The organism is Maribacter corallii, from assembly GCF_047345415.1.
In the GTDB taxonomy this organism is placed as follows: Bacteria; Bacteroidota; Bacteroidia; order Flavobacteriales; family Flavobacteriaceae; genus Maribacter_C.
This window is the reverse complement of record NZ_JBLFEP010000006.1, coordinates 449,883-473,827: the sequence shown is the minus strand read 5'-3', so window position 1 is coordinate 473,827 and position 23,945 is coordinate 449,883. Positions and strand designations below refer to the sequence as shown.

Here is a 23,945-nt window from a genome sequence, read left to right as displayed (position 1 = left end):
GTCGGCCAGTTTCGCGTTGGTCACCGCATCGGGACCCAATTTTGCTGTTACTATCGACAGGTCCTCCACCTTGAAAGGGTCCGCCGCCGTACCTATGCCCGTGATGGTCACCTGGTCGGCGATCGATTCGAAGGAATCGCGAGATACCCATGCCACCGTTCCGGTCGCATCGGTCACCAGTACCTGGTTGTTGCCGCCAGAGGAGATGTCCTCGGTCAGGATCGTTCCGTTCAATATGTTCTCCGTCTGTACCGCATCGTCGGCCAGTTTCGCGTTGGTCACCGCATCGGGACCCAATTTTGCTGTTACTATCGACAGGTCCTCCACCTTGAAAGGGTCCGCCGCCGTACCTATGCCCGTGATGGTCACCTGGTCGGCGATAGACTCGAAGGAATCGCGAGATACCCATGCCACCGTTCCGGTCGCATCGGTCACCAGTACCTGGTTGTTGCCGCCAGAGGAGATGTCCTCGGTCAAGATCGTTCCGTTCAATATGTTCTCCGTCTGTACCGCATCGTCGGCCAGTTTCGCGTTGGTCACCGCATCGGGACCCAGTTTTGCCGTCACGATGGAGAGGTCTTCCACCTTGAAAGGGTCCGCCGCCGTACCTATGCCCGTGATGGTCACCTGGTCGGCGATCGATTCGAAGGAATCGCGCGATACCCATGCCACCGTTCCGGTCGCATCGGTCACCAGTACCTGGTTGTTGCCGCCCGAGGAAATATCTCCGGTCAGGATCGTTCCGTCAAGTATCTTGTTCGTATCCACCGAACCATCGGCCAGGTCTTCGTTGATGATCGTTCCGTTCAATATGTTCTCGGTCCGTACCGCATCGTCGGCCAGTTTCGCGTTGGTCACCGCATCGGGACCCAATTTGGCTGTTACTATCGACAGGTCCTCCACCTTGAAAGGGTCCGCCGCCGTACCTATGCCCGTGATGGTCACCTGGTCGGCGATCGATTCGAAGGAATCGCGCGATACCCATGCCACCGTTCCGGTCGCATCGGTCACCAGTACCTGGTTGTTGCCGCCAGAGGAGATGTCCTCGGTCAAGATAGTTCCGTTCAATATGTTCTCCGTCTGTACCGCATCGTCGGCAAGCTTTGAATTGATTATTGCATCATCCGCAACATCTATCGAGACGTCCCCGAGCAATGCATTTATATCTCCACCGATATCTATAGTACTATCAGGAGAATTGAGATTTCCATCACCACTTATTGCCGATATACTAGTGGTAACACTACCTCCATTTTCCAAAGTAAGCGTAAGTTCATTTGTAAGCGCATTAAAATTGAATTGTTGAATTTGCTGATCATCCGAAGATGTCAACTCCCATGAGTCACCATCCCAAAAGTAAATAGTACCCGTGTTCGTATTCACGTAAACATCCCCTAAATCAGCACCGGCCGGCGTAGTCATTCCCGGAGTAGTGACATCAGGACCGCTTAGTACTTCACAATTACATTGATCCTCTAGAGTGACCGTGGTCTGCCCAACAGCTAATCCAGATACAAGAAGAGCTACTGCAATAATAATTTTCCTCATGGCCGTTGCTTTACTTTCTATAGTCTTATTCAAAATATTTCGTATTTCAATATTTTCGTACGCATTAAATCCTGCGCTAAAATTCAATTCAATAGTTGTGCTGAAAGACTTATCGGAAATCGGACTCTAAAGAGAGTTTCGGAAATAATGGAAACAAATGTTCAACATCTTTTTCCATGGTCACTTTCCTAAGAAAGCGTTGGTAGATTTCGGTTAAGTTATTCATGCTTTGGGTTGCATTAAACCACTTTTCATTTCAATGGTTTAATTACATTTTACAAAATTAACCCGATACATCCCATGTGAAAATAATTGTTGTGTAACCGTTCAAATGCAATGTATAGCTCTTAAAAGTTGAGGTTTTCAAATGTTCCATTGGTCGATTAATCTTTGTATATCAGTACTTTGTGAGTCCTTCATTGTATGAAAAATATTATGAGGTTTAAGTAATAGTGTATTGTTTGGGTGGATGTATTCTTGTAAAGATGTACCCTTTGACGAAGCCGAACCATAGTGACTAACTAGCCTGTTTTTCCCAGTCGTCTTATGGTCTTTTTGAACCAATTCACAAGTAAATGCACTTGTTGTGCTATTGCCAAGTTTTCCAATACCAACACCTCTTCTAATTATTGAACTATCGGAAAAATGCAATGCTAAGACAGCTCTGCTTTCGATAGAATTATTACAGGACGCACACCCTTCGTCTATAGAACTAGAGAGGGGTTTGTGTTTATCATTACCGATTTGAACATTTGAAGCACTACTGAAAGTAGCCCTATAACCTGAAGTATACTGCTCCCATATTACCGCCGAGGTATTGGTCGCATAGCCCATTGCAAATGTTGAAATAAGTGGAAAAACCACTTTTGAAATTAGTTTCATCAATTCGTTTATTTCGTAACATTTGGGACGTGTTATTTTCTAGAACGCTAAATAAGGTAATTCTATACCCCCTTACTAAAATTTGTTGTGAATGTATTTGAAAGCAAGGTCAAAGCCGAGAATACGTATATGATGTAGCTGTTTGATTCCGATGAAAGAAATGATTTTACCGATGAGAGATCTCTTCAAGACACTTTTGATAGGCTTTTTAGTCCTTTTTGACCCTATACGTTATTCTGCGATTTGTAATGATGGTGTATGCTTTTAGCTTACTAAATGGGGAAAATTCAGAAGTTGAGTTCGAAATAGTTGCTGTAGCTGTAAGATCATCACCCAATAGCGCACTTGGACCAACTGCTATCGTAAACGTGAACTTATTGGTATTGTCGGTATTGCCGTCATCGTCGGTATAGACCGCGGTAGCCGTATTCGAATCCGACCCGCTTCCTTCTACGGCAGACCCTAAGAACACCTGTCCTTCACCATAATCGGTGGACATACCCAACTGATTGTCGCCAGCAATTGCGCTACCTTGATTGATGTCGGTAAGGAAGAATTCGATGGTCGCACCCGGTCGTGACCAACCTGAGACTATAATGTTGGTTCCCGATTTAAAGGCAGATTCTATAATGGGAAAATTAAGTAGTCCATTAGGACCGCTGTCACCGTCTCCTGAATCATTCAATGTGATTCCGTCTTCATTTAAGTCAATACCTAAGGCAGCACCATTGGTGCCATTGTTGTAAAAGGAGTTTCTAGAGATCAGATTTCCTGATGTACCAGAACCTACCAATACCAATCCGTCACCACCATTGGCGTAGATTACATTATTTACTATTTGATTATCGTTTCCAATTAAAGAAAGTCCGTAGTCGTCCGGGTCACCTGAGCAATTGCTTGTATTTTGCCCCGAACTTGTAATCGTGTTTTCACGAATAATTATGCCACCGCTGCTGCCTGTTGATTTTATTCCTATACCTTGAGAATCTTCTATCAGGTTGTTTTGAATTAGTGCACCGCTTGACCCGTTCTGAATGTCAATACCCAAGTCGCAGGGGTTATCCCCTATGGCAAATATATGATTACCCTCTATAGTCTTTGTACCTGCCCCCCCGTTGACAAAAATACCAGCGCTCAACGTCGTCGCGATGTAGTTTGAGGTCACGAAGAGATTGGTAACACTGGTTCCTTCAATTTCAACTCCGTAACGTATGTCTCCTGCATTGCTTCCAATCGCATTTGTTCCCAACAAGCAATTGGAAACGGTACTACCATTACCATCATCGAATAGAACCGCAGTTCTATTGTTTGCATAAACTGCCAAGTTTCGAATCACATCATTATCCCCTTGAATTTGAAAGACATCACCGCCATTTCTGTGTACCTGTATCTCAGGAAGTTCAAAATTTTGAAGCGCGGTGGAGGAAGTACCCACTGTGGTGCCGCCAGAACCAATAGTTCCTGAATTGGTGTCTCCGGAATAAGCTGTCTGTGTGCGCCCGTCAATCACCGTATTTGCCGCTGTAATAGCACTAAGAGGACTTCCGTTTGAAATGCTAATATCAAAATACCCGCTAGAGAAATTAGCGTCGGCCGTTCTTCCCTGTGGGTCACCGGTATTTGGAATCATAAATATGGACGTATCATCGCCGGCCGCTGGATCAAATAGTGAATTGGCTACAATGTTTAATCCTGTTTCGTCCAAGGCATTTGAATTGACAATAAATTGTTCCAATGAACCTTGTCCGTCTTCGTTTGTGTTTACGATAGTATTGAAATTGAATCCAAAATCTAGACCAACCACCCCTTCACTAATTATGTTCACCGATGATACCGTTTGAGCATTGGTCAAGGTTCCGGCATTAGCATCTTCAGCTGAGGGGTCAGCTCCACCAACCTCATTCGCAATGTCGGTAAGACCAATACCATTGGCATAATTGCTTCTAAAAGTTTGTACTGGTATACAGGCCGAACATGAAGCACCTCCTCCCCTTGTAGAATTTATTGTATTATTGACTACACGAATACTATAGTTTCCATTGGCCATACCTCCAAAGGAGTATTCCCCAGTTGCATCCGTTAGAATAAATTCTTGAAGTGCATTGGCAGCATCATACAACTCGACACGAGTGTCTTCAATACCCACATCCCCTGATGCGATCCTATCTCGACCTGCCCCCCCACCGTAGTTGATATCTTCAAATACATTTCCTACAATTAAATTACTTGGTACCTTAAGTAGTACTGCATTAAGCATCACAAAGTCTTGACCTACTCCTACATTCGTGGTAGCCGTTGATTCACCGGGGGAAATCAAGGATGAAATGTCATAGGTATCCAAATCTAAACCAAAGGTCGTTGTGTTTACAGTCGATCCGCCGGTATTGTCATATAATGTAGAGTTAAAGGGATTATTTACGGTGGTACCATTGTTGTTTCCATCGCCAGATAAGGTTGTGGTTCCCGAGGATGTGGTTACCGACAGCAGCTCGTTGTTCGCCAGGCCTATATCACCTTCCCACGAAAGTACGGTCGTTTTTGCACCACTAGCCCCGATGGCAAAGAAACCATCAAGGGTATAGCTTGTTGTATTGTTTTGTTGCCCATCAAAACCTTGGTATAAATTGATACTAACAGCCGGTAAGGAATCATCGGTGTAGAAAACCATTAAGGACCATCCGCCAACAACTACAGTACTTGAACAATATGGGTTTCCATTATCTATTATCAATCCTGTAAAATCAAAGGTATTGGTCGACAAATTGGCAATACCTGAAACCAAGGTAGTAACATCGCCCATCATACTAAAAATCGAGCCTCCAAAATTCGATTGATTTACTGAAAATGCGGTAACGCTTTGTCCTTCAAAAGTCACATTGGTATCAGGCGTGGCACCAGAATGTGTCCAAAATAAGTAAGCGCGTTCAACAGTGGCGGTTACCGGAACTGTGGATGTCAACGTATTGGAAGAGGTTGTTGTAATCGTACAAACATTAGTATCGCTTGTACGTAAACTCCCTCCGGTCAAGGCATAATCATAATATCCATTAAATTCATTGAATAGTGTTAATGGGGCATTTAAGGGAATGACTTCATTATCATTGATCGTTCCCATGGCTGTGTCAGTAATGTCCACTGTAGCATCCGTTGTGGACACAAACTGTATGGAGAAATTTTCGGTTCCATCAAAGTCGGTATCATCAATAATCGTAACGGTAACGATATCGGAATCTCCCAGCGTACCGTCAAAACTCAATACGCCTCCGGTTATTGCGGTATAGTCATCGCCACCTGTTGCCGAACCATCAACGGTATTATATGTGACCGTATATGGCCCTGAAACGGCAGCACCCGTATGATTTACGGTAAAACTCATAATTCCGGCATCTTCATCGACTGTAACATCGGCAACCGTTAATACCGGACCAGGAATAGTCCCATAATACTCTACTTGGGTCGTATTACCGCTTGCATTACAATTATATTGGTTGACGATTACCCTTACTTGACCTGTAAAAGTGGCCGTAAAAGACGTCTGGGACCTAAAATTGGCGCAGGCGTCATCATTATAAGCTACAAATGCCGAAGTAGTATTATTATAAATCGATAGTTGTGTATCCCAGGTACCTAATCCACAAGTGCTCAATGTGTATGTACCCCCATTGACTACATTCATCAAAAAATAGTCTCCTGCTTGAATATTCGGAGTAAATTGAGAACCGGCAGTTGGGGTCACATTTACCCCTGAGTTATTCCAACCGAAACCACATTGGGCATTAAGCGCATTAAATCCAAAAAACAACAATAAAAGAAAGGCTACTACTTTAGTTTGGGGCATCAGTGTAGATTGTAGATTAGTAATAAGCTTTCAGGTCTCGAGATTGGTACGCTACCCGAAAGCCAGTATCTACAAATATAGTAGTGTTATTTATCCATTTTTAAATAATGTTGTAAACTACTTAAAAAGGTTTATGAAAAGATTGATTAACGATGTTTAGTTCCGATTCTTACAAGAAAAAATAGGTGTAAAAAAGCAGTTTTAGCTATAAAAAACTATAAATCAACCACTTAACAAACACTATTCCATTATTATGAACTCAGACCTTCTATTCAATTCATGGTCTTCTTTGGAACATTTAATTCCATTCGCACATTGATTTACGAGCTTTGTCTCTCCAAAACCCTCTCCTTGCAAACGTTCGGCCGCGATGCCATTGGCAATCATATAATTGACGGTAGATTCCGCTCTTTTTTGTGATAACCACAAATTGTAACTGTCTTTTCCTCTACTGTCAGTATGGGCGTTCACTTTTATTTTTAGGCTAGGGTATTTTTCCATGGCAGCTATTACCTTCTCAACCTCTACCTCAGAATCGCTTCGAATATTGTATTTGTCAAAATCGAAATAGATGGTACTCAACTGTAATAGTTTGGCCAAATCATCGCCGAAGCCGGCTGTTATGGTATCCCGTTCCAAATAAAAATCAACAATCTTTGGCTTGGCATCGGATTTCTGCAAATATTCTTCCGCAGGCACATAACCTTGTGTCAGGGCCCTTACAAAGTTACCTTGGTTACAATCCAAGGACAGGGAGTACTTTCCTTCGGAATCGGTAATTGTGGACAAAATCTCTTCATTGTTCTCATCAATAACCTTTATTGTAGCGCCTACCAATACCTTATTCGAAATTTTATCGCGAACCGTACCTGTAATTTCCTGTACACATTCCAGTTGCAGCGGGGTATGCTCTACAAAGCCATAAATATCATCTGCTCCCATGCCTTCGGTTCTGTTGGAGGCAAAGTATCCCTTTCTGGTATCTTCGTTGAAGATGAACGTAAAGTCATCCATCTTACTATTGACAGGTCTTCCTACATTAAAGATGGGTCGGTCATATTTTTTATTTGAAATCTTAGTGGCAAAAATATCGAGACCGCCAAGTCCGGGATGCCCATCGGAAGACATGTAAAGTACTTCTTCTGATGTCATAAACGGAAAGGTCTCGCGCGCCTCTGTATTAATGGCCCCTCCCAAATTCTCGGGTGTTCCGTATGTTCCGTCTTCATTGATACTCACTTTGAAAATGTCGGATTCTCCCAATGTTCCGGGCATATCGGAAGCGAAATACATTGTTTTTTCATCTGGACTCAAGGCAGGATGCGCCACTGAGTACGTGTCGCTATTAAACGGAAGCTCTGTAATATTAGACCATACCCCATCTTCTAGGGTTGCCTTAAATATCTTAAGTCGAATAACACCCTCACCATCCTTTACATATTTACCTTCCTTAAAGTTGTTTCTCGTGAAATATATAGTACTTCCATCCTTGGTGGTTATAGAGGTGGATTCATGAAGTCTTGTATTCAATTTGTCTCCTAATTTGGTCACATAATCCATCGAAGCACTGTCGGTATTCACCTTATATAAATCTAAAAAATCCTTCGAATTCCATGTATGCCTGTATCGCGCCAAGTTTCCCGTATCACGATCCGAAGAAAAAATCACTCCTTCTTTATAGAAGGAAGGGGCAAAATCGGAATATGATGAATTATAATCGAAAGTTTCGAGATCGTATCTTCCTGAGTTACCTTCAATTTCATCTAAGTAGTCTTTCTCGCTTTTAAATGCCTTTGCCCGTTTGTCATCGGTGGTCGCCTCTATGAACTTTGACATGAAAACGTTCGAATTTTCATAATCACCCAGCGTTTTCAAGGTCTGGGAATATCTAAAAAAGTACTCGGGGGTGACACTCGATTCATATTCGTCGACCAGTCTTTTATAGGTATCGGCGGCGGCATCATAGTCAGCATTGAAGTAGTATGAATTTCCGAGTTTTTTCAACAAATCGGCAGATACATAGCCCTTGTCCAATATACGTTTATATATATCTATTGCCGGACTGAACGAAAAATTGTCATAACTCTCATTCGCCTTCGTCACCAATCTATCTTCTTTCGCCTGTTGAGCCGCACAATCGACACTCACTAAGCAAAACATAAATACTATAAATAAAATCGATTTCTGTGTCATCGGTGTCCGGGTTTTAAAAGAAACGAGGTGAAACCAGTTTTTGAAAAGACTTAACGAGCTCAAACCTCAGGAATACCTCGAACGAACCATCATTGAACTGTGAACCTCCTAAAGCCGTCGTCTCACGGTCATAGGCCAGTCCGAGCATCAACTGATCCGTAATTTGAAAACCGACAAGACCGCTTAAGGCCGCATCCCACCGATAGGCGGCTCCAAAAGAAAATTTGTCGTTAAAGAGAAAACTGGCAGACATATCCAATTGAAGTGGAGCCCCACCAACTACTTTAGTCAATAGGGCAGGTTTGAATTTCAGATTGCCGTTCAAATCAAAGACATAACCCGTTATAAAGTAAAAATTGATTCTTTCCTTTGACAAGAATTGTGCTGAATTGGCATCTGTTCTCGCATTATCAAAATGTTCTGTCTCTAAAATATTAGGTGCCGAAAGACCAGCATAGAACTTATTGGTATGATAATACAGACCTAGACCGATATTTGGCGAAAACCTATTCTCGATATTGTCAATACTCACTGGCTCAAGATCAAAATTTCGGAGACCATTAAAGTCTAAATTTAAGAGATTTCCTCCTGCCTTTAGACCAAAAGACAATTTACCTTCCAAAGATACATCAATGGTATATGATACAATCGCATCGAAATAGGTTTCACTGACTACACCATCACCGATATTATCTTGTATCACGGAAACGCCATAGCCCAATCTACTATTTCGAATCGGCGAATGAAGATTTAACGTAAAGGTTTCCGGTGCGCCATCAAGTCCTACCCATTGTGAGCGATATAATGCAGCGGCGCTAAATTGACCTCTTGAACCAGCATAAGCCGGATTTACACTCATCGTATTGAACATGTACTGGGTGTATTGCGCGTCTTGTTGCGCGTTGACCGTACTGATGAGTGCCAGAAAAATGGCGATAGGCACTAGTAAGTTCTTCTTTGTCATTATTTGGAGGTTCAATATATTACTTGCTAACGTAGATATATCCACTGTCAGTGAAATCACCTTCGTTATCTTTTTGATATTCAAAGATATAAAAATAAACACCTGAGGGTAGATAGTCTTCGGAACTCACTGTGGACCTACCTACGGACCGGCCATCAAAAACATTGTTCTGGTTGTTATAATCAGCACCTTCATATACAGCGATACCCCATCTGTTGAATATTTTCAACGTATTGTTTTTGGCATTCTCGACACCTCTAATGAAAAGAAAGTCGTTTTTACCATCATTATTCGGGGTAACCATTTGGTTCACTTCAATATCAAAAACCGGTGTGTCATCAGTAGGATCCAAATAATCAGGCGTACCATCCGTATCAGTATCATCGTTGGTCGGGTCACCGTCTCCATTGGCATCCTCGTCGGGCGTGTCGATACCATCACCGTCGTCATCGATATCGCGGTAGTTCACATCCTCGGTACCATCCGTATCGGGAAGGTCGTTCGCAGGATCATCGATCTCGTCGTTCACGTCGAAACCGTCATTGATGTCACTACCTTCGTAACCGTCGTCAAGACCGTCGCCATCGGCATCCGTACCTAAATACTGCTGATCGGGCAATCCGTCGAAATTAAAGTCGTTGCCCTCATTGTTATCGGGAACGGAATCATTGTCACTGTCCAAATCGATATAGTCGGGAGTATCCTCACCATCATGGTTGTTCGGCGTAATACCGTCGGGGTAAGCTGAATTCAGACCGTTGTTCTCGGCATAGGTCGCCTCGTCGTCGTCGTTCGGCGCAATATAGCCATCGGTGGTCTGGGCCTCTACATTATCGGGAATACCATCATCGTCGGAATCGATATCCAAATGGTTGGGTATACCATCGCCATCGGTATCCAAGGGATCGGTCAACGGATTGTCGTCACCGTCAAGGTTAGGGTCTTCGTCCATATCCAAGATACCATCGTTGTCATCGTCAAGATCGGTCATATCAGGTACGCCGTCTCCATCGGTATCGGGGCCGTCGTCCGGATCTAGGTAATCGGGCGTTCCGTCACCATCGGTATCGTCATTGGTCGGATCACCGTCTCCATTGGAATCCTCGTCGGGCGTGTCGATATCATCACCGTCGTCATCGATATCACGGTAGTTCACATCCTCGGTACCATCCGTATCGGGAAGGTCGTTCGCAGGATCATCGATCTCGTCGTTCACGTCGAAACCGTCATTGATGTCACTGCCCTCGTACCCATCATCAAGACCGTCGCCATCGGCATCCGTACCTAAATACTGCTGATCGGGCAATCCGTCGAAATTAAAGTCGTTGCCCTCATTGTTATCGGGAACGGAATCATTGTCACTGTCCAAATCGATATAGTCGGGAGTATCCTCACCATCATGGTTGTTCGGCGTAATACCGTCGGGGTAAGCTGAATTCAGACCGTTGTTCTCGGCATAGGTCGCCTCGTCGTCGTCGTTCGGCGCAATATAGCCATCGGTGGTCTGGGCCTCTACATTATCGGGAATACCATCATCGTCGGAATCGATATCCAAATGGTTGGGTATACCATCGCCATCGGTATCCAAGGGATCGGTCAACGGATTGTCATCACCGTCAAGGTTAGGGTCCTCTTCGGTATCCAAAATCCCATCATTGTCATCGTCGAGATCGGTCATATCAGGTACGCCGTCTCCATCGGTATCGGGGCCGTCGTCCGGATCCAGGTAATCGGGCGTGCCGTCACCATCGGTATCGTCATTGGTCGGATCGCCGTCTCCGTCGGCATCCTCGTCGGGTGTATCCATACCATCACCGTCGTCATCGATATCGCGGTAGTTCACATCCTCGGTACCATCGGTATCGGGAAGGTCATCTTCAGGATCATCGATTTCATCATTGGCATCGAAACCATCATTGATGTCGCTGCCCTCGTACCCATCATCAAGACCATCACCATCGGCATCGGTACCCGTGGGCGTTTGATCTGGAATTCCATCAAAATTAAAGTCGTTGCCCTCATTGTTGTCAGGAACGGAATCATTATCACTATCATCATCCAAGTAGTCCACCTCGTCAGTATCATCCGTATTCACCGGTGTCAAACCGGCATTGCCCGAACCTTCATACGCATTATCCAAACCGTCTTGATCTTCATCCGCAAGCAAAGGCGCAACGTAACCATCTGTGGTCTGGGCCTCCACATTATCGGGAATACCATCATTATCGGAATCAAGGTCTACCCTATTGGGAAATCCATCGCCGTCCGAATCTATGTCGGTATTGAATGTTATGGTCTGTGGGTTTACAAAATTATCCAAACATGAGAATTGAATACCCGATTGCCTTGGCACGTTGGTAGTGAAATTTGCAGTACCCGAGGCATTGATTCCAAACCTAAAGATAAAAGTTGAGATATTGACAAACTCTACGGCTACATTCACTTGAGGATTCGCGTTGGATATTCCATCATACTCAGTCATACCGCCGTTTATCAATAGTCCACCTCCTGTGTTTTCTACCTCGATATCCTTTGGATCATCAAAGGTGAAACTTGCAGGGGTATCAAATCTATTGAATTCCTGATATTGATTATTACCATCTACGTCGATAAAGTTCGCTATCAGTTCACTAAGCACCGCTGGATTACTTGTGCCGGAATTCACCAAAGAGATTCGTAAATCTACATAAGGATTTCTAATAGCATCGGTTGCCGTAAATGTAATTTCGGGTTTGAAGAACTCGGCATCGGTCGAATTCTGGTCTAGCGTGGCGATTTCACCATTTACTATGGAAGTTATTGTTACAAGTGCATCCAAACCGTCTGCAACACTTAAGAATCTGTAAACGGCGCCTTCATTAAAATCTTGACCCGCTTCTAAAAGGGGTGCGTCGCTAAAGTCCAAATTAGGCACGGTTTCGCAATCGAAATCCGTACTTAGCACACTTGATTCAGAACTATCCAGGATACCATCTCCGTCAGAATCCAAATCGACGTAATCCGGAACACCATCACCCTCTGAATCAACAGGGGTAAGTCCGTTAGTTGCTTCGTAGTTATCGTCTAAGCCGTTTCCGTTCGAATCTTCATTAGAAGGAGCGATAAACGAGAGTACAGACTGCGCCTCTACATTATCCAAAACTCCATCATTATCGGAATCGAGATCTAAATGGTTCATAATACCATCGCCATCGCTATCGATCGTGGTACCCTCGACCTCATCTAAAATACCGTCGCCATCGTCGTCGATATCCATATCGTCTGGAACACCATCCCTATCGGTATCCATAAAAATGATGTCTAAAGGGGATAAATCGGGGATTGTGTCGAAGGAAGCTGTGGTCGTGAATAAGGTGATAAGAAGTAACGTAATGCCATAAATACCTCTTCCCGTGAAGGTTAAGAAAGTAAATTTTTTCATAATGATGTCAGTTTTCCATTAAACTAATCACCATGGCCTCGTAGGTACTATGTAGTAAGATGCTGGGGCAACTTTATAACGCAAGATATATCTAAAAATTATAAAGCCAAACAGTTTTGAGATTCGAAATTATGAATTCTCCATCAACAACAGGTATATTCGTCAAAGAGCAAGAATATCAATATTTTAACATTTGTATACATACGTCATACCACGATTAAAAGACTATCTCCATTTGGCAAAATTCGATGAAATACCGTAATAACCGACTACTTTTTTGTTGTTTGTAGTATACACGATGCATGAATACAGTAGTTTAGGCATTGTAAAACGCTCTTCGAATTTAAAATGGCACCTGTCCAATAAACACATTATTTGCCTTATTTTTGCTCAAATTTTTGGCATGGGATTTAAAGAAGAGATAGCTAGGCGGAGGACATTCGGAATCATTTCCCACCCCGATGCCGGTAAAACAACTCTCACAGAAAAGCTATTGTTATTCGGGGGTGCTATTCAGGAAGCAGGAGCCGTGAAGAACAACAAAATCAAGAAAACGGCTACCAGTGACTTCATGGAAATCGAAAGACAGCGTGGAATATCTGTTGCAACCTCGGTCTTGGCTTTTATCTATAAGGACAAGAAAATCAATATTTTGGATACCCCCGGCCACAAAGATTTTGCTGAGGACACTTTTAGAACGCTAACGGCGGTGGACAGTGTTATCGTAGTAATCGATGTTGCAAAAGGTGTGGAGGAACAAACGGAAAAATTGGTGGAAGTCTGCCGCATGCGAAACATTCCGATTATCGTATTCATTAACAAATTGGACCGGGAGGGAAAGGATGCTTTTGATCTTCTTGATGAAGTGGAGCAAAAACTCGGATTGTCGGTTACACCCTTGAGTTTCCCAATTGGAATGGGCTATGACTTCAAAGGAATTTATAATATTTATGAGCGGAATATCAACCTTTTTAGTGGTGATAGCAAGAAGAATATCGAAGAAACCATCGCTTTTGATTCGCTGGACAATTCTGATTTAGACGAAATCATAGGTGCTCAAGCGGCAGAAGAGCTCAGGGATAATCTTGAGCTTGTCGAAGGGGTTTATCCTCCTTTTGATAAAGAAACCTATTTAAGAGGAGAACAGCAGCCTGTCTTTTTCGGTTCGGCCCTTAACAATTTCGGGGTACGTGAACTCTTGGATTGTTTCGTCGAAATCGCTCCGCAACCTAGACCTAAGATGGCCGAAGAACGGCTGGTCGAAGCGAACGAGAACGCAATGTCAGGTTTTGTTTTCAAGATTCACGCCAATATGGACCCCAAACATCGTGACCGCTTGGCATTTGTGAAAATCGTTTCTGGCACCTTTGAAAGAAACAAACCCTATTTACATGTTCGTCAAGGCAAAAAGCTCAAGTTCTCAAGCCCGAATGCCTTCTTTGCAGAAAAGAAGGAAATTGTCGATATCTCATATCCCGGTGATATTGTAGGCCTTCACGATACCGGAAACTTCAAAATAGGAGATACAATGACGGAAGGGGAACAACTGCATTATAAGGGCATACCCAGTTTTTCACCCGGACATTTCAGGTACATCAACAATGCGGACCCCATGAAGTCGAAACAATTGTATAAGGGTATCGACCAACTAATGGATGAAGGTGTGGCGCAACTTTTCACTCTGGAAATGAATGGCCGTAAGGTCATCGGTACGGTGGGTGCACTTCAATTTGAGGTTATCCAATACCGCCTAGAACATGAATACGGAGCAAAATGTTCTTATGAAAACTTTCCTGTCCACAAAGCCTGCTGGGTCGAGGCGGAAGATTCTAAAAACGAGGAATTCAAAGAATTTCAACGCGTAAAACAAAAATTCTTAGCTAAAGACAAAAGAGGACAGCTGGTTTTTTTGGCAGATTCTTCATTCTCCCTTCAAATGACACAACAGAAATACCCCTCTGTAAAGCTCCACTTTGTTTCGGAATTCGATTGAAAATCACCGCTACCCTAAAACGGAACTGCGGCAAAATAGATACGCTTTCTACGCTTCTCCGGTAGGGCCGAAGTTCAAAGGAATAGGGGGTTGCTCATAATCCTTAATCGTACCATGGGCCTTCTCAAAACGATTCACGTTGTCATTCAGGGCTTTTAAAAACTTCTTCGCATGTTGTGGCGTTAATACGATTCGACTCTTCACCTTAGCCTTTGGCGCTCCGGGCATCATACTTATAAAGTCAACAACAAACTCTGATACCGAATGATTGATGATAGCCAAGTTAGAATAGATACCCTCGGCCATCTTTTCATCCAACTCGATATTGATTTGCTTTTGTTTTTGCGATTTTTCGCTCATAAGTAAAAAAAATAAACCCTGATAATCGCTTATCAGGGTTTGTTATGGATTTATTTAAAATTTCAAGGCTTCCTTGCGAGCCATGATTTCTTCGTACTCTTCTTTGGAGCCGACGATAATATTCTCATAATCTCGCATTCCCGTACCTGCCGGAATCTTATGTCCGACGATAACGTTCTCTTTCAACCCTTCCAAGGTATCGACTTTACCGCTAACCGCAGCTTCGTTCAACACTTTGGTGGTTTCTTGGAAAGATGCAGCCGAGATAAATGATTTGGTCTGCAACGAGGCTCTGGTAATACCTTGCAGTATAGGCGTTGCCGTAGCTGCAATAGCATCTTTGGCGACGACCAAATTCTTATCGGACCGTTTCAAGATGGAGTTTTCATCTCTCAACTCACGAGCGGAAATAATCTGACCTGGTCTTAAGTTTTCCGATTCACCGGCATCTTCAACCACTTTCATACCATAGATACCATCATTCTCTCGAATGAAGTCATCTTTATGAACCAGTTGGTTCTCTAAGAAAATCGTATCCCCGGGATCTTGAATTCGAACCTTTCGCATCATTTGCCTCACCACAACCTCAAAGTGCTTGTCATTGATCTTCACACCTTGTAGGCGGTACACTTCCTGAACTTCGTTCACTAAGTATTGCTGAACCGCAGAGGGTCCTTTGATCGCTAGAATATCTTCAGGGGTAATAGATCCATCGGATAATGGCATTCCTGCACGTACGTAATCATTCTCTTGAACCAAAATCTGATTTGATAATTTCACCAAATATTTCTTGGTCTCGCCTAATTTTGACTCGATGATAATCTCTCGGTTACCTCTTTTGATCTTCCCGAAGGAAACCACACCATCAATTTCGGAAACAACCGCAGGATTGGACGGATTACGCGCCTCGAACAACTCCGTAACCCTTGGCAGACCCCCAGTAATATCACCGGCCTTCGCAGATTTACGTGGTATTTTAACCAAAATCTTACCTTCTTTGATCTTATCTCCATCGTCCACCATAATATGCGAACCGACTGGAAGGTTATACGAACGTAAGGTTTCTCCTTTACCATCTTGAATCAATAGCGTCGGAATCAACTTTTTGTTTCTAGACTCGGAAATTACCTTTTCTTGGAAACCGGTCTGCTCATCGATTTCAACTTGGTAAGTCACCCCTTGATCAATATTCTCATAGGCAATCTTACCTGTGAATTCCGATACGATAACACCGTTATAAGGATCCCAAGAACAAATTACATCACCTTTGGCGACCTTGGCACCGTTCTCTATGAACAATGAAGAACCATATGGAATATTATTCGTACTGAGCGTGATCCCTGTTTTGGCATCGACGATTTTCAATTCAGATGTTCTTGAAATGACTATTGTCGCTTTACCTCCATCGCCATCTTCTCCGGTCACCGTTCTCAAATCCTCGATTTCCGCAACACCACCAAACTTGGCTTCCAGCTTGTTATCTTCGGAAATGTTACCGGCAATACCCCCTACGTGGAAGGTACGTAACGTAAGCTGTGTACCAGGTTCACCAATAGACTGCGCTGCAACTACTCCAACAGCTTCACCCCTTTGTACCATTTTATTGGTAGAAAGATTTCGGCCATAACACTTGGCGCAGATACCTTTAGGAGCTTCGCATGTCAATGCCGAACGAACTTCTACCCGCTCGATAGGAGAAACTTCGATTTTCTTGACATCACCTTCCATGATTTCCTGACCTGCAGTCAAAAGCAATTCCTCGCTGATCGGGTCATAAACATCATGTAATGAAACACGTCCTAAAATTCGTTCTCCTAGTGTCTCAACGACTTCTTCATTCTTTTTCAACGCTTCGACCTCGACACCTCTTAAGGTTTCACAATCTTCGATATTGATGATCACATCTTGTGAAACATCGACCAAACGTCGTGTCAAGTAACCTGCATCCGCCGTTTTTAGAGCGGTATCGGCCAATCCTTTACGCGCACCGTGAGTGGAAATAAAATACTCCAAAATCGAAAGACCTTCTTTAAAGTTAGAAAGAATCGGGTTTTCGATGATTTCTCCACCACCTGCAGTCGATTTTTTAGGTTTCGCCATCAATCCTCGCATACCCGTCAACTGGCGAATCTGCTCTTTCGAACCCCTCGCGCCTGAATCAAGCATCATATATACCGAGTTGAACCCCTGTTGGTCTTCACGAATACGCTTCATTGCCAACTCGGTCAACATGGCATTCGTAGAGGTCCAAACATCGATGACCTGATTGTAACGTTCATTATTGGTAATAAGACCCATATTATAATTGGCCATAATACCGTCAACCTGACCGTTGGCATCAGCAATCATCTCATGCTTCTCTTGAGGAATGATAATATCGCCTAAACTAAAGGAAAGACCACCTTTGAAGGCGAAATCATACCCCATTGTTTTTATCTTATCCAAGAAATCAGCTGTGGTAGGGACGTTAGTAACTGCCAAGATCTTACCGATAATATCCCTCAAGGATTTTTTGTTCAATACATCATTGATATACCCAGCCGCTTCCGGCACCTCCATGTTAAAGAGCACTCTACCGACCGTTGTCGGTATGATTTGGTATACCAATTCCCCTGCTTCATTGAAATCCTTCGCACGAACCTTAATTCCCGCGTTAAGGCTTACCATTCCTTCGTTAAAGGCTATCTCAACCTCTTCGGCCGAATAAAAAGTTAGGCCTTCTCCTTTAATAGGAACCTCTGGAGTAGACTTTCTTTCTTTGGTCATATAGTAAAGACCCAAGACCATATCCTGAGATGGAACCGTAATCGGAGAACCGTTAGCCGGATTCAAAATATTATGGGAAGCCAACATCAAAAGTTGTGCTTCCAAAATTGCTTCAGGACCTAAAGGAAGGTGTACCGCCATCTGATCCCCATCGAAATCGGCATTAAAGGCTGTACATACCAATGGGTGTAGTCGAATCGCCTTACCTTCTATAAGTTTGGGCTGAAAAGCCTGAATACCCAAACGGTGAAGTGTTGGGGCCCTATTCAATAGCACAGGGTGACCTTTAAGTACATTTTCAAGAATATCCCAAACAACGGGTTCTTTTTTATCGATAATTTTCTTCGCGGACTTCACGGTTTTTACAATACCCCTTTCAATCAACTTACGTATGACGAAAGGCTTGTATAATTCCGCAGCCATATCCTTAGGTAGACCACATTCGAACAACTTCATTTCTGGACCCACGACAATAACCGAACGAGCAGAATAATCCACACGTTTACCCAAAAGGTTTTGACGGAAACGTCCTTGCTTTCCTTTCAGTGAATCGGAAAGTGATTTTAAAGGCCTATTCGACTCGGTCTTGACCGCCGAAGCTTTACGTGTATTATCAAAAAGAGAATCGACCGCTTCTTGAAGCATACGTTTCTCATTTCTAAGAATAACCTCCGGTGCTTTGATCTCGACCAATCGTTTTAGACGGTTGTTTCGAATGATCACCCTTCTATACAAATCGTTCAGATCAGAGGTGGCGAAACGGCCACCATCCAATGGCACCAAAGGACGCAGTTCTGGTGGAATAACCGGAACTACCTTCATGATCATCCATTCAGGGTTATTCTCTCTATTCTCCTGCGATTCGCGAAGCGCCTCGACTACCTGTAGTCGTTTCAGGGCTTCGGTCTTACGTTGCTTTGAAGTTTCCGTATTGGCCTTATGTCTTAGACTGAAGGACAGTTCTTTCAAATCGATTCTAGACAATATATCGATCAAACACTCCGCACCCATTTTAGCAATGAACTTATTGGGGTCGGTATCGTCTAAGTACTGATTTTCTTGTGGAAGCTCTTCAACAATGTTCAAGTACTCCTCCTCGGTCAAGAAATCCATTTTGTTGATTTCCTCTCCTTCAGGGCCTTTTGCAATACCCGGTTGGATTACCACATATCTCTCGTAATAGATAATCATGTCCAATTTCTTGGAAGGAAGTCCCAAGAGGTATCCTATTTTGTTCGGCAACGAACGGAAGTACCAAATATGAGCCACTGGAACCACCAAATTGATATGCCCCACACGGTCTCTACGAACTTTTTTCTCTGTTACCTCTACTCCACATCGGTCACAAACGATACCGCGATAGCGAATACGTTTGTACTTACCACAGGCACATTCATAATCCTTTACAGGACCAAAAATACGCTCGCAGAAAAGACCGTCACGCTCAGGTTTGTGCGTTCTATAGTTAATGGTTTCAGGCTTCAGGACTTCACCCCTTGACTCTGCCAGAATTGCTTCAGGAGAGGCCAAACCAATCGAAATCTTATCAAACCTTTTTTGTGGTGTATTATCGTGTATTCTAGCCATAATCTACTATGCTACTATATTATTATGTGTGTTCTAAAATTATTCTTCCAAACGGATGTCCAAACCTAATCCCTTAAGTTCATGCATCAGTACATTGAAAGATTCAGGTAACCCTGGTTCTGGCATGGTCTCTCCTTTGACGATTGATTCGTAAGTCTTTGCCCTACCAATAACGTCATCGGATTTCACAGTCAATATTTCCCGCAAGGTAGCGGATGCACCATAGGCTTCAAGTGCCCATACCTCCATCTCACCGAAACGCTGACCTCCAAACTGGGCTTTACCGCCCAAAGGTTGTTGTGTAATCAATGAGTATGGTCCGATAGAACGTGCATGCATTTTATCATCGACCATATGGCCTAATTTTAACATGTAAATCACTCCTACCGTTGCAGGCTGATCGAATCGTTGACCGGTTCCACCATCGTATAGATAGGTATGACCGAATCTTGGAATACCCGCTTCATCGGTATAACCATTGATCTCGTCCAAGGTGGCCCCATCGAAAATCGGCGTTCCGAATTTCTTACCTAATTTCAAGCCAGCCCAGCCCAATACAGTTTCGTAAATCTGACCGATGTTCATACGGGAAGGTACACCCAACGGATTCAATACGATATCGACCGGAGTACCATCTTCCAAGAATGGCATGTCTTCTTGACGCACGATTCTTGAGACAATACCTTTATTTCCATGACGACCTGCCATTTTATCCCCGACTTTCAGCTTTCGCTTCTTAGCCACATAAACTTTAGCAAGCTTCATAATTCCTGCAGGGAGTTCATCACCTACAGAAATCGTAAACTTGTCTCTTCTTAGGTTACCTTGAAGGTCGTTCAGTTTGATCTTGTAATTATGTAATAGGTCAGCTACCATGGTGTTAGTGTCCTTATCCGTGGTCCAACTTCCACCTACTAAGTGTGCGAAATCGTCAACAGCATTCAACATCTTCATGGTGTACTTCTTTCCCTTCGGCAAAACTTCTTCACCCAGATCGTTCAATACGCCTTGTGATGTTTTGCCATTGATCAATGAGAACAATTTTTCGATCAACACATCTTTCAACTGCTCAAATTTCACCTCGTATTCCAACTCCAAAGCGTTGATGGCTTCTTTGTCTTCAGAACGCTTGCGCTTATCTTTAATAGAACGTGAGAACAATTTCTTTTCGATCACCACTCCACGTAAAGATGGAGAAGCTTTCAAGGAAGCATCTTTTACGTCACCTGCCTTGTCACCAAAAATTGCTCGAAGTAGTTTTTCTTCAGGAGTCGGATCCGATTCTCCTTTCGGGGTAATCTTTCCAATTAGAATGTCTCCAGGTTTTACTTCCGCTCCAATACGGATCATACCATTCTCATCGAGATCCTTTGTCGCTTCTTCAGAAACGTTAGGGATATCATGGGTCAATTCTTCAGCACCAAGCTTGGTATCACGCACCTCGAGCGAATACTCATCAACATGTATAGAGGTGAAGATATCTTCGCGAACTACTTTTTCCGAAATAACAATTGCATCCTCAAAGTTATATCCTTTCCAAGGCATGAAGGCTACTGTTAGGTTTCTACCTAATGCTAGCTCTCCTTTCTCGGTAGCATACCCTTCACAAAGCACTTGACCTTTTTTGACCTTATCGCCCTTCTTGACAATAGGCTTCAAATTGATGCTCGTACCTTGATTCGTTTTTCTGAACTTCACCAAATTGTACGATTTAGAATCGTCATCGAAACTGATGAGACGTTCGGTATCGGTTCTCTTGTATTTAATCGTTATTTTCTGTGCATCAACATATTCGATGACGCCATCACCTTCAGCATTGATCAATACTCTTGAATCAGAGGCTACTTGACGTTCCAAACCTGTACCGACAATCGGTGACTGCGGTTTCAATAACGGAACTGCCTGGCGCATCATGTTCGAGCCCATCAACGCACGGTTTGCATCATCATGTTCTAAAAACGGAATCAATGACGCAGAAATCGAAGCGATTTGGTTAGGCGCGACATCAGTATAGTTGATCTCAGATGGATCGACCACAGGAAAGTCACCTTCTTCACGCGCAATTACTTTGTCAGAGTCAATTTGTCCATTGTCTTTCAAGGGGATATTCGCCTGGGCGATTTTCATTCCCTCTTCTTCCTCCGCACTTAGGTATACATACTCTTTGGTATTGACCTTGGTACTATCTACTTTACGATAGGGCGTTTCCAAGAAGCCCATCGGATTTACCTTGGCAAAAACCGCCAAAGAAGAAATCAAACCGATGTTTGGACCTTCCGGAGTTTCTATAGGACATAGTCTACCATAGTGCGTATAGTGTACATCACGTACTTCAAAACCTGCTCTTTCTCTTGAAAGACCTCCTGGCCCAAGTGCGGATAGCCTTCTTTTATGGGTGATTTCAGCCAATGGATTGGTCTGATCCATAAATTGAGAAAGTTGATTCGTACCAAAAAATGAGTTAATTACGGAAGATAAGGTCTTCGCATTAATCAAATCGATCGGTGTAAAAACTTCATTGTCACGAACATTCATTCGCTCGCGAATAGTTCTAGCCATTCGTGCAAGACCCACTCCGAATTGAGAGGACAATTGTTCCCCCACAGTACGTACACGTCTGTTGGACAAGTGATCGATATCATCAATCTCCGCTTTTGAGTTGATCAACTCGATTAGATACTTGATGATCGTAATGATATCCTCTTTGGTCAAGACCTGCTTGTCCATTCCAATATCCAACTGCAACTTTTTGTTCATTCTGTAACGACCCACTTCCCCAAGGTTGTATCGCTGGTCTGAGAAGAACAATTTGTCGATAATGCCCCGAGCGGTCTCCTCATCGGGTGGCTCGGCATTACGCAACTGTCTGTAAATATGTTCTACGGCCTCTTTCTCAGAGTTCGTAGGATCTTTTTGAAGTGTATTGTGTATGATCGCGTAGTCAGACTGGGCATTATTCTCTTTATGGAGAAGAATGGTCTTTGCATCTGCTTCCAATATTTCTTCGATATGTTCTTTTTCTAGAACGGTGTCACGATCCAACACGATTTCGTTACGTTCGATCGATACCACTTCACCGGTATCCTCGTCAACGAAATCTTCATGCCAAGTGTTCAACACTCTTGCGGCCAATTTGCGGCCCAGTACTTTTTTCAGTCCTGCTTTAGATACTTTCACCTCTTCCGAGAGGTCGAAAATCTCCAAAATATCCTTATCCCTTTCAAAACCGATTGCACGGAACAAGGTAGTAACAGGCAACTTTTTCTTTCGATCAATGTACGCGTACATCACGCTATTGATATCCGTCGCAAATTCTATCCAAGACCCTTTAAAAGGTATTACCCTTGCAGAATATAATTTGGTTCCATTGGCATGAAACGATTGCCCAAAGAATACCCCTGGTGATCTATGTAATTGAGAAACCACAACACGTTCTGCACCATTTATCACAAATGTACCCGATGGGGTCATATATGGAATGGTTCCTAAATAAACGTCTTGTACAATGGTCTCAAAATCTTCATGTTCCGGATCGGTACAGTACAACTTAAGTCGTGCCTTCAAAGGCACGCTATAGGTTAGTCCACGCTCAATACACTCTTGAATGGAATATCTTGGCGGATCTATAAAATAATCGAGAAACTCAAGTACAAACTGGTTTCTTGTATCGGTAATAGGGAAGTTTTCTTGGAAGGTATTGTATAGACCTTCATCGCTCCTCTCATCGGATTTTGTCTCAAGTTGGAAAAAGTCTTGAAACGATTTAATCTGAATGTCCAAGAAATCCGGGTATTCCGGCGTGTTCTTAGCGGATGCGAAATTAATTCTTTCAGTAGTGTTTGTGAACATCTATGGACAGTATTTTGATCGTGAATACTAAAAATGGGTCGTATACGGCTTTATATACGCGGTATCTATAAAAAGGCTTAGGTCTAGCCCCGCGAAAGCGAGAAAAGACCTAAACCGAAAGCGTTATGGTTGCTGCTATTATTTAAGCTCAACTTCTGCTCCTGCTTCTTCCAATGATTTCTTGATTCCTTCAGCTTCGTCTTTAGCCACACCTTCCTTAACGGCCTTTGGTGCACTATCAACGATGTCTTTAGCATCTTTCAATCCTAAGCCGGTCAATTCTTTAACCAACTTAACTACGGCCAACTTGGAAGCCCCTGCTGCTTTAAGGATAACATCGAATTCCGATTTTTCCTCAGCAGCCTCACCACCATCGGCTCCAGCGCCTCCAGCGGCAACAGCTACAGCTGCAGCTGCGGGCTCAATGCCGTACTCTTCTTTTAATATATCAGCCAACTCGTTAACCTCTTTTACGGTCAAGTTAACCAACTGTTCTGCGAAATCTTTTAAATCTGCCATTTTTCTATCGTTTAATAAAATTTTA

General features: G+C 43.3%; 11 protein-coding genes. 1 reads left to right on the top strand and 10 read right to left on the bottom strand.

What is annotated here, in order from left to right; all coding sequences use genetic code 11:
* The 6 genes from ACKWCA_RS21945 to ACKWCA_RS21920 all read right to left on the bottom strand — a co-directional run.
* Positions 1-1,548 (bottom strand): hypothetical protein (locus tag ACKWCA_RS21945; protein ID WP_413980390.1); only part of this gene is annotated, 1,548 nt, incomplete at its 3' end.
* A 363-nt stretch (positions 1,549-1,911) separates the two neighbouring features.
* On the bottom strand, positions 1,912-2,430 hold the full coding sequence (locus ACKWCA_RS21940; protein WP_413980389.1) for a hypothetical protein: 519 nt from the start codon (positions 2,428-2,430) through the stop codon (positions 1,912-1,914).
* A 208-nt stretch (positions 2,431-2,638) separates the two neighbouring features.
* Entirely contained in the window at positions 2,639-6,268 is a 3,630-nt protein-coding gene (locus ACKWCA_RS21935; protein WP_413980388.1) for a beta strand repeat-containing protein, read from the bottom strand.
* A 240-nt stretch (positions 6,269-6,508) separates the two neighbouring features.
* Positions 6,509-8,461, bottom strand: a complete 1,953-nt coding sequence (locus tag ACKWCA_RS21930) for an OmpA family protein (RefSeq protein ID WP_413980387.1) — start codon at positions 8,459-8,461, stop codon at positions 6,509-6,511.
* A gap of 13 nt (positions 8,462-8,474) precedes the next feature.
* On the bottom strand, positions 8,475-9,425 hold the full coding sequence (locus tag ACKWCA_RS21925) for a PorP/SprF family type IX secretion system membrane protein (RefSeq protein ID WP_413980386.1): 951 nt from the start codon (positions 9,423-9,425) through the stop codon (positions 8,475-8,477).
* 19 nt (positions 9,426-9,444) lie between these two features.
* Positions 9,445-12,846, bottom strand: coding sequence for a gliding motility-associated C-terminal domain-containing protein (locus ACKWCA_RS21920; RefSeq protein WP_413980385.1), 3,402 nt, complete (start codon positions 12,844-12,846; stop codon positions 9,445-9,447).
* 403 nt (positions 12,847-13,249) lie between these two features.
* Here ACKWCA_RS21920 and ACKWCA_RS21915 point away from each other — a divergent pair, with 403 nt between their 5' ends.
* Positions 13,250-14,839 carry a peptide chain release factor 3 gene (locus ACKWCA_RS21915; RefSeq protein ID WP_413980384.1) on the top strand — a complete coding sequence of 530 codons (1,590 nt, stop codon included), beginning with the start codon at positions 13,250-13,252 and terminating at the stop codon, positions 14,837-14,839.
* 48 nt (positions 14,840-14,887) lie between these two features.
* Here the strand turns inward: ACKWCA_RS21915 and ACKWCA_RS21910 are convergent, their stop codons facing one another.
* The 4 genes from ACKWCA_RS21910 to rplL form a co-directional block, all read right to left on the bottom strand.
* A complete protein-coding gene (locus ACKWCA_RS21910; RefSeq protein ID WP_413980383.1) occupies positions 14,888-15,199 on the bottom strand; it encodes a DUF3467 domain-containing protein in 312 nt (103 codons plus the stop codon).
* 54 nt (positions 15,200-15,253) lie between these two features.
* Positions 15,254-19,552, bottom strand: coding sequence for a DNA-directed RNA polymerase subunit beta' (gene rpoC, locus ACKWCA_RS21905; RefSeq protein WP_413980382.1), 4,299 nt, complete (start codon positions 19,550-19,552; stop codon positions 15,254-15,256).
* 39 nt (positions 19,553-19,591) lie between these two features.
* Positions 19,592-23,401 (bottom strand): DNA-directed RNA polymerase subunit beta, encoded by a 3,810-nt coding sequence (gene rpoB / locus ACKWCA_RS21900; RefSeq protein WP_413980381.1) that lies wholly within the window; start codon positions 23,399-23,401, stop codon positions 19,592-19,594.
* 138 nt (positions 23,402-23,539) lie between these two features.
* The gene (rplL, locus tag ACKWCA_RS21895; protein WP_413980380.1) at positions 23,540-23,920 is read right to left on the bottom strand and encodes a 50S ribosomal protein L7/L12; all 381 of its coding nucleotides are present in this window, start codon (positions 23,918-23,920) and stop codon (positions 23,540-23,542) included.
* Positions 23,921-23,945 lie beyond the last annotated feature (25 nt).